The 8,604-nt window shown below is 55.1% G+C and carries 10 protein-coding genes; 6 read left to right on the top strand and 4 right to left on the bottom strand.

Features of this window, described 5'->3' with window-relative positions; genetic code table 11:
* Positions 1-453, top strand: a 453-nt coding sequence (locus H7A81_RS23380; protein ID WP_182058858.1) for a substrate-binding domain-containing protein, incomplete at its 5' end; no start/stop codon positions are given.
* 1 nt (position 454) lies between these two features.
* Here H7A81_RS23380 and H7A81_RS23375 read toward each other — a convergent pair.
* Positions 455-1,057, bottom strand: a complete 603-nt coding sequence (locus H7A81_RS23375) for a LysE family translocator (protein ID WP_034819569.1) — start codon at positions 1,055-1,057, stop codon at positions 455-457.
* 60 nt (positions 1,058-1,117) lie between these two features.
* On the opposite strand from H7A81_RS23375, the gene H7A81_RS23370 reads away from it, so the two are divergent.
* From H7A81_RS23370 to H7A81_RS23360, 3 genes are all read left to right on the top strand, one after another.
* Entirely contained in the window at positions 1,118-2,134 is a 1,017-nt protein-coding gene (locus tag H7A81_RS23370) for a hydrolase (RefSeq protein WP_034819571.1), read from the top strand.
* Positions 2,135-2,136: 2 nt separating this feature from the next.
* The gene (locus tag H7A81_RS23365) at positions 2,137-2,355 is read left to right on the top strand and encodes a YheU family protein (RefSeq protein WP_034820041.1); all 219 of its coding nucleotides are present in this window, start codon (positions 2,137-2,139) and stop codon (positions 2,353-2,355) included.
* A gap of 61 nt (positions 2,356-2,416) precedes the next feature.
* The gene (locus H7A81_RS23360; RefSeq protein WP_034819573.1) at positions 2,417-3,286 is read left to right on the top strand and encodes a phosphoribulokinase; all 870 of its coding nucleotides are present in this window, start codon (positions 2,417-2,419) and stop codon (positions 3,284-3,286) included.
* A gap of 43 nt (positions 3,287-3,329) precedes the next feature.
* On the opposite strand, the gene H7A81_RS23355 is transcribed toward H7A81_RS23360, so the two are convergent.
* Positions 3,330-3,734, bottom strand: coding sequence for an OsmC family protein (locus H7A81_RS23355; RefSeq protein WP_034819576.1), 405 nt, complete (start codon positions 3,732-3,734; stop codon positions 3,330-3,332).
* A gap of 303 nt (positions 3,735-4,037) precedes the next feature.
* Here H7A81_RS23355 and crp point away from each other — a divergent pair, with 303 nt between their 5' ends.
* Entirely contained in the window at positions 4,038-4,670 is a 633-nt protein-coding gene (crp, locus tag H7A81_RS23350) for a cAMP-activated global transcriptional regulator CRP (protein WP_000242758.1), read from the top strand.
* A 58-nt stretch (positions 4,671-4,728) separates the two neighbouring features.
* Positions 4,729-6,804 (top strand): YccS/YhfK family putative transporter, encoded by a 2,076-nt coding sequence (locus H7A81_RS23345; protein WP_166936273.1) that lies wholly within the window; start codon positions 4,729-4,731, stop codon positions 6,802-6,804.
* Here the strand turns inward: H7A81_RS23345 and H7A81_RS23340 are convergent, their stop codons facing one another.
* Entirely contained in the window at positions 6,805-8,025 is a 1,221-nt protein-coding gene (locus tag H7A81_RS23340) for an aspartate aminotransferase family protein (RefSeq protein WP_182058857.1), read from the bottom strand.
* A gap of 87 nt (positions 8,026-8,112) precedes the next feature.
* Positions 8,113-8,604, bottom strand: a 492-nt coding sequence (locus tag H7A81_RS23335) for an aminodeoxychorismate/anthranilate synthase component II (protein ID WP_182058856.1), incomplete at its 5' end; no start/stop codon positions are given.

The following is an 8,604-nucleotide window of genomic DNA, read 5'->3' as shown; positions in this document are numbered from 1 at the left end:
ATTGCATTGGTTAACTGTGATATGCGCTACCTTTACTCGCATCAGCGTGAAAGTGGTTATCGCGAAGCGCTCGAGCAACTGGAACTGAATTGGGGTGGCGTGGCTTACGCGGAAAACATTTCGTGTGAAGCGGGCAGTGCCGCACTGCGTGAACTGCTGGCACGACCGGAGCGACCAGACGCCGTGTTTGCAGTCTCAGATGTGCTGGCGGTTGGCGTGATTCACGCCGCGCTGGAGGCCGGATTGCGCATTCCGGAAGATCTCGCTGTCGTGGGGTTTGATGGTATTCCCTTCACCAGCAGCCTCAATCCACCGCTGACCACCATCGAACAACCGATGAATCGGCTGGGTGCACGCAGTGTTCAGCTGCTACTGAACCGCATCCGCCAGCCGCACAGTGACGTGGTGCGTGAGGTGTTACCCTGGAAGCGCGTTGAACGCGCCTCCAGCTAACTCAACGCCAGATCAGCAGTACACAGGCGGCAGTGAGCGCACCCATCGCCAGGTTGAAGATTTTCCACGCGCGCGGGCTGCGCAACAGACGGCCAATCAGCGAACCAAATCCCATCCAGATAACACCGGATACCACATTGACCAGCGCCATACCGATACTGATGGCGATCACCGAATGCAGATATGCATCGCCCGCCAGGCTAAAGCTGGCTACCGCACCCAACGCCATCAGCCAGGCTTTTGGATTGATCAACTGTAGCAGGCCACCCTGCCAGAACGGCATCTGCTTGACGTTGGCATCTTCAGTTTCCAGCTTCTCGTACTCCGCGGTGGCAATTTTCCACGCCAGCCACAGCAGGTAGAGGCTACCGGCAATCTTCAGCACCAGATGCAGAGAGGGATAAAGCAGGATCAAACCACCGATGCCAAATGCCACCATCAGCAACATGACTTGCATACCAATCATGATACCAATGAGCAGCGGGATGGTGCGCAGGAAGCCAAAATTAGCACCTGAGGCGGTAAGTAACATATTATTGGGCCCTGGCGTGATGGCAGCGACCCAAAGAAAACCCAACATTGATAAAAAAAGACTCAGTTCCATGTATATTCGGGTGCTCCTCACCCAGTAAAGCGGACAACCCATCGAAGCTATCAGCGAGTTATGCATCAGACAAGCCTTTACCCTAGCTATTTTGATCGCCTGAACGGCGAGCGATTTACACCGCTGCGCGGATTCAGTAACGCGCATCTGCAAACCCTGCTGCCGCGCATACTGCGTCGGCGCGTAACCCTGCGTCCGCACTGGCAGCGACTTGACCTGCCGGACGGTGATTTTGTCGATCTCGCGTGGAGCGAAGATCCAGCACAGGCGCGTCACAAACCGCGCATGGTGATGTTCCATGGCCTGGAAGGCAGTTTCCGTAGCCCGTATGCGCATGGCCTGATGCAGGCGTGTCAGGCGCGTGGCTGGCTGGCGGTGGTGATGCACTTTCGTGGATGCAGCGGCGAGCCGAATCGTCTGGAGCGCATCTATCATTCCGGTGAAACCGAAGATGCGACCTTTTTCCTGCACTGGTTGCAGCGCGAATGGGGCACGGTGCCGACTGCAGCAGTGGGCGTTTCACTCGGTGGCAATATGCTGGCCTACTTATTGGGCATGCAGGGAAATGATGTGCCTGTGGATGCCGCCGTCGCCATCTCGGCACCCTTTGCGCTCGAACCCTGCAGTGAAAAGCTCGATGCTGGCTTTTCTCGTTTCTATCAGCACTATTTACTGACCAAGCTGAAACAGAACGCTACGCGTAAACTGCTGGCCTGGCCCGGCACACTACCGGTGGAACTGAGCCAGCTGCGCGCATTTCGCCGCATTCGTGAGTTTGATGATGCGATTACCGCACGGGCGCACGGTTTTCTGGATGCCAACGACTATTATCAACGTGCCAGCGCTATGCCGCTGCTCACGGGCGTGCGCAAGCCGCTGCTGATCATCCATGCCAAAGACGATCCCTTTATGACCGATGCGGTAATCCCGCAGCCGGCGCAACTGTCGCCTTCCATTGAATATCAGCTGACACAACAAGGCGGGCACGTCGGCTTTGTTGGCGGTACGTTAATGAAGCCGAAAATGTGGCTGGAACAGCGTGTGCCTGACTGGCTTTCAACCTATCTGGATGTGTGATCGTGATTATTCCCTGGCAAGAACTTGAAGTCGCAACACTGGAAAACCTGATTGAAACTTTCGTGCTGCGCGAAGGCACCGACTATGGTGAGCAGGAGCGCAGCCTGGAACAGAAAGTCGCCGACGTGCGCCGCCAGCTGGAGCGCGGAGACGTTGTGCTGGTGTGGTCGGAACTGCATGAATCCGTCAACATTATGCCGAAAGGCGAATTTCGCGGTTAATGCACCGCGCAGTAATTCGTGGTAACAATGCTCATCGCCCGACTTCACAGGGAGTTCTGTTATGTCAGCCAGGCATCCAATCATTGCCGTGACCGGTTCCAGCGGTGCCGGTACCACGACCACCAGCCTCGCCTTCCGTAAGATTTTCCAGCAGCTGAATCTGCATGCTGCGGAAGTGGAAGGTGACAGTTTTCACCGTTATACCCGTCCAGAAATGGATATGGCGATCCGTAAGGCACGCGATCTGGGCCGTCATATTAGCTACTTCGGTCCGGAAGCCAATGACTTCGGGCTGCTGGAACAGACGTTTAAGCATTACGGAAAAACCGGGCTAGGTGAATCGCGCAAATATCTGCACACCTACGACGAAGCGGTGCCGTGGAATCAGGTGCCGGGCACCTTTACGCCCTGGCAGCCGCTGCCGGAAAACACTGACGTGCTGTTCTATGAAGGATTACACGGTGGCGTGGTAACACAGCAGCACAACGTCGCCGAGCATGTCGATTTGCTGGTCGGCGTGGTGCCGATTGTCAATCTGGAGTGGATTCAAAAGCTGGTGCGCGACACCAGCGAGCGCGGCCATTCCCGTGAAGCGGTGATGGATTCAGTGGTGCGTTCAATGGAGGATTATATCAACTTCATCACGCCGCAGTTCTCGCGCACCCACATCAACTTCCAGCGTGTACCTACGGTGGATACGTCCAACCCATTTGCCGCACGTGAAATTCCGTCACTCGATGAAAGCTTTGTGGTGATTCACTTCCGTGGACTGGAAGGCATTGCTTACCCTTACCTGCTGGCGATGATCCAGGGCTCGTTCATTTCGCATATGAACACACTGGTGGTGCCGGGCGGCAAAATGGGGCTGGCAATGGAGTTAATCATGACGCCACTGGTGCAGCGGCTGATTGAAGGTAAACGGATTGAATAATCCAGAAATTCTGTAGCGGCGGCCGTTTGGCCGCCCACTTATGTTATCGCTCAATCACTTCGTAACTGTGCGTCATTTTCACACTATTGCCGAGCATGATCGCCACCGAGCAATACTTCTCCGCCGACAGATCGACGGCCCGCGCCACCGCTTTATCGCTTAGCGCTGTGCCGCTAACGATAAAATGCAGGTTGATTTGCGTAAAAATACGTGGCGCTTCTTCACGGCGCTCGGACGTAAGTTTCACCTCGCAGTCAGCCACATCATTTCGGCCTTTTTGCAGGATCGATACCACGTCAATCGCGCTACAGCCGCCTGCTGCCATCAAAACCATCTCCATCGGGCTTGGCGCTTTATCACCCGAGTTACCGTCCATTAATACCTGATGGCCTGATGAGGATTCTCCGAGAAAGGTCAGCCCTTCCACCCATTTCACTCGTGCCTGCATTATTCTTTCTCCTGAAGTGGCGGTTTTGCCGCCAGAGTACGCTTTCACTTGATAAACAGCAATCCAGACTCTTCCGCCTGTTGCTGAAGCGAGACAACAGAAGACAGCTTGCAAAAGCTGTGCTACAAACAGTGCTGAAAATATTTTCGTCATCACAGACGAAGGCGGGAAGAATCAAAAGCGTAGCTTAAGAATCACCCGGAAATAATTTTCCTTTACTGGAAACGCTCGACGATTACACCGCCTGACAGGGAAAACTGCCCCCTGTGTTTTGGGCACGATTACAACAGAGGATAATAGCGAATGGTTCTCGGCAAACCGCAAACAGACCCTACACTCGAATGGTTCCTGTCCCATTGCCATATTCACAAATATCCGTCCAAAAGCACGCTCATCCATCAGGGTGAGAAAGCGGAAACGCTGTACTACATCGTGAAAGGTTCCGTTGCGGTTCTGATCAAAGATGAAGAAGGCAAAGAGATGATTCTCTCCTACCTCAATCAGGGAGACTTCATCGGCGAACTCGGCCTGTTTGAAGAAGGCCAGGAACGTAGTGCCTGGGTACGTGCTAAGACTGCCTGCGAAGTGGCTGAAATTTCCTACAAAAAATTCCGTCAGCTGATTCAGGTAAACCCGGATATTTTAATGCGACTTTCGTCGCAAATGGCGCGTCGTCTGCAAGTCACTTCCGAGAAAGTGGGCAACCTTGCCTTCCTCGATGTGACGGGCCGTATCGCGCAAACACTGCTTAATCTGGCGAAACAACCCGATGCGATGACGCACCCCGACGGGATGCAAATCAAAATCACCCGTCAGGAGATTGGTCAGATCGTGGGTTGCTCACGCGAAACCGTGGGTCGTATCCTGAAAATGCTGGAAGATCAGAACCTGATCTCCGCACACGGTAAAACCATCGTCGTCTACGGCACCCGCTAATTTCTTATCACCCACGGCGTGATGGCAACATCGCGCCGTTTTTGTTTGCGATGAGCTGATGTGGCGCCGAATCATCTATCATCCTGAGGTCAACTACGCACTGCGGCAAACGCTGGTGCTGTGCCTGCCTGTGGCACTAGGCTGGCTGTTTGGCGATCTGCAAAAAGGCCTGCTGTTCTCCTTAGTGCCTGCCTGCTGCAACATGGCGGGTCTCGATACTCCGCATAAACGCTTCTTTAAACGCCTGATTGTCGGCGGCTCACTGTTTGCCACCGCCAGTTTTCTGATCCAATTTCTCACCAGTGACGCCATTCCGTTACCGCTGATCCTGTTTGTGCTGCCGCTGCTGATAGGCGTGACCGGCGAAATCAGCCCGCTGCACGGTCGCTTGTTGCCCGCCACACTGATTGCCGCCATCTTTAGCCTCAGCCTGGTAGGACGTATGCCCATGTGGGTGCCGCCGCTGCTGTATATCGGCGGCACGTTATGGTACGGCCTGTTTAACTGGTTCTGGTTTTGGCTGTGGAAAGAGCAGCCGATGCGCGAAACGCTCAGCCTGCTGTATCGGGAACTGGCGGATTATTGCGATGCAAAATACACCCTGTTGACGCAGCTTACCGATCCCGAGAAAGCGCTGCCGCCGCTGCTGGCGCGTCAGCAAAAAGCCGTTGACCTGATCACCACCTGCTATCAGCAGATGCACATGCTCTCTGCCAGCCGCGATAACAGCCACAAGCGCCTGACGCGGGCTTTCCAGGTGGCGCTTGATTTGCAGGAGCACATCTCGGTGAGCCTGCACCAGCCGGAAGAAGTGCAAAAGCTGGTCGAGCAGAGTCACGCCGAAGCGGTGATCCGCTGGAATGCCAAAACCATCTCTGCGCGTCTGCGCCTGTTGGCCGATGCCATTCTCTATCATCAATTGCCCGATCGCTTCCACATGGAAAAGCAGCTCGGCGCGCTGGAAAAAATTGCGCGCCAGCATCCCGACAATCCGGTGGGCAACTTCTGCTATTACCATTTCAGCCGCATCGCGCGTGTGCTGCGCACGCAAAAGCCGTTATACACCCGAGACCTGATGGCCGATCGCCAGCGCCGTTTGCCGTTGTTCCCGGCGCTGCGCAGCTACCTGTCGCTCAAGTCCGCTGCATTGCGCACCGCGGCTCGTATTTCGGTGATGCTGATGTTCGGCAGTGCGCTGGCGCTGTTCTTTAATATTCCCAAGCCTTATTGGATTCTGATGACCATCATGTTTGTCAGCCAGAATGGCTACAGCGCCACACGAGTGCGTATCCAGCACCGTGCGCTGGGCACCTTTGCCGGATTGCTGATCGCCGCAGGATCGCTACGGCTCGAAGTGCCCGAATCGATCACCCTGCTGTTTATGCTGGCCATCACCCTCGCCAGCTATCTGGTCACGCGCAAGTATTACGGCTGGTCGATGATTGGCTTCACCGTGACGGCGGTGTATTCGCTCCAGCTGTTGTCGCTGAATGGGGCGCAGTTCCTGTTGCCGCGCATGATGGATACCCTGATGGGCTGCCTGATCGCCTTTGCCGGTATGATCTGGCTGTGGCCACAGTGGCAGAGCGGATTACTGCGCAGCAACGCGCATGATGCGCTGGAGGCTTATCAGGAAGCCTTGCGGATGTTGCTGGGACCGGAGCAATCTCCTGAAAAGCTGGCTTACCAGCGCATGAGGGTCAATCAGGCGCACAATGCACTGTTCAACTCACTGAATCAGGCATCGAGCGAACCGGGCTTCAACGCGCAGTACCTGAAAGATATGCGCATGTGGGTCACCCACAGCCAGTTCATTGTGGAGCATATTAACGCGATGACGATCCTGGCGCGTGAGCACACCATGCTGACGCCAAAGCTGGCGGAACGCTATCTGCAATCCTGTGAAATTGCGCTGCAGCGCTGTCAGCAGCGACTGGCGTATGACGGGCCAGGCAATGACAGCAATATTCTGGAAGCGCCGGAGAATATGAATGAAGGGCCGGTAACGATTGTCGAGCAGCATGTGAAGCGCATCCTGCAACACCTGAATGTGATGCATACCATCTCTTCACTGGCCTGGAGCCAGCGACCGCATCACGGCCGCTGGCTAAAGGTTTTGCGCCCGAAAGGATGATTACGCCGCCAGCACTTTCTCAATCGCTTTGGCGAAACGCGCCATGCCTTCTTCGATGTCAGTCGGCTCGATCACCAGTGACGGCACAAAACGAATCACATCAGTGCCTGCGGTCAGAACCATCAACCCTTCTGCTGCCGAGGCATTGAGGATATCGCGCGCTTTACTGGCGTGCTGTGGCTTCAGCGCTGCGCCAATCAGCAAACCTTTGCCGCGAATCTCACTGAAAAGATCATATTTGCTGTCGATGGCCTGCAGTGCTTCAACGAACTGCTGACGACGGGCTTCTACGCCACCCAGCACTTCTGGGGTGTTGATGATGTCCAGAGCCGTTTCAGCAATCGCACAAGCCAGCGGGTTACCGCCGTAAGTAGTGCCGTGCACGCCGGGCGCCATTACTGAAGCGATTTCATTGGTGGTCAGCATCGCACTCACCGGGAATCCGCCGCCCAACGCTTTGGCAGTGGTGATGATGTCTGGCTTGATGCCGTAATGTTCGTAGCTGAACAGCTTACCGCTACGACCCATGCCGCTCTGCACTTCATCCAGCACCAGCAGCGCTTTATGCTCATCACACAGTGCACGCAGGCCTTGCATGAACTCTTGAGTTGCCGCCACCACGCCGCCTTCGCCCTGAATCGGTTCAACGACAATCGCGCAGGTGTGATCATCAATCACCGCTTTTACCGCATCCAAATCGTTAAACGGTACATGCACGATATCCGCTGGTTTTGGACCAAAGCCGTCGGAGTATTTCGGCTGCCCGCCAACGGAAACGGTAAACAAGGTACGACCATGGAACGCGTTGTGGAAGGCGATGATTTTGCTTTTGAATGGGCTGTGTTTTTTGCAGGCGTAATAACGCGCCAGCTTGAAGGCAGCTTCGTTCGCTTCCGCGCCGGAGTTGCCAAAGAAAACGCGATCGGCAAAGGTCGCTGCAATCAGTTTGCTCGCCAGACGCAGCGCCGGTTCGTTGGTGAACACGTTGCTGGTGTGCCACAGGGTTTCGCCCTGCGTTTTCAGCGTTTCCACCAGCGCCGGGTGGCAATGGCCTAAAGCAGTCACCGCGATACCGCCGGAGAAGTCGATATACTCTTTGCCCTGCTGATCCCAGACTCGGCTGCCCTTGCCTTTTACCGGCACGAACTGCGCTGGTGCATAAACAGGCAAAATCACGTTATCGAACGTTTCCCGGGTTACCGCTAGTTTTTCCGCTGCCATTGCCGACCTCATTGGGTTATTTATTGAGCTGAAGTGAAATTATAATCACAAAATATGCATAAAAAATCACACGAAGGCAAACATAAGTTACGTGTTGAGGAAATTAGCCAACAGCTGATGGCCCTGCTCGCTGAGGATGCTCTCAGGATGGAACTGCACCCCTTCTAAGGGCAGCGTACGGTGGCGGAAGCCCATGATCTCATCGGGCTCGCCGTTACGCAGGCTCCAGGCTGTGACTTCGAATTCTGCGGGCAGCGTATCGCGCGCCACAATCAATGAATGATAGCGCGTCACGGTGAGCGGATTATTAAGGTTGCGAAACACACCTTGATGGGTGTGCTGGATAACAGAGGTTTTGCCGTGCATCACCTGACGAGCCCGCACCACCTGCGCGCCATAGGCTTGCGCAATTGCCTGATGGCCGAGGCAAACACCGAGAATTGGTAAGCGACCGGCAAAATGGCGGATGGCATCCAGAGACACACCGGACTGATCCGGCGTACAGGGACCAGGTGAAATCACCAGATGCGTCAGCGGCAACGCATCCATCTGCGCCAGCGTGATGGCATCGTTACGCAC

The sequence above is a fragment of the Pantoea sp. ME81 genome (assembly GCF_903970985.1).
Classification (GTDB): Bacteria; Pseudomonadota; Gammaproteobacteria; order Enterobacterales; family Enterobacteriaceae; genus Pantoea; species Pantoea communis.
This window is presented reverse-complemented; position numbering and strand designations above follow the sequence as displayed.

Excerpts from the sequence above, each read along its gene's own strand:
- H7A81_RS23345 (WP_166936273.1), top strand. The coding sequence starts at position 4,729 with ATGTGGCGCCGAATCATCTATCATCCTGAGGTCAACTACGCACTGCGG.
- H7A81_RS23340 (WP_182058857.1), bottom strand. The coding sequence starts at position 8,025 with ATGGCAGCGGAAAAACTAGCGGTAACCCGGGAAACGTTCGATAACGTG.
- H7A81_RS23355 (WP_034819576.1), bottom strand. The coding sequence starts at position 3,734 with ATGCAGGCACGAGTGAAATGGGTGGAAGGGCTGACCTTTCTCGGAGAA.
- crp (WP_000242758.1), top strand. The coding sequence starts at position 4,038 with ATGGTTCTCGGCAAACCGCAAACAGACCCTACACTCGAATGGTTCCTG.
- H7A81_RS23360 (WP_034819573.1), top strand. The coding sequence starts at position 2,417 with ATGTCAGCCAGGCATCCAATCATTGCCGTGACCGGTTCCAGCGGTGCC.
- H7A81_RS23370 (WP_034819571.1), top strand. The coding sequence starts at position 1,118 with ATGCATCAGACAAGCCTTTACCCTAGCTATTTTGATCGCCTGAACGGC.
- H7A81_RS23375 (WP_034819569.1), bottom strand. The coding sequence starts at position 1,057 with ATGGAACTGAGTCTTTTTTTATCAATGTTGGGTTTTCTTTGGGTCGCT.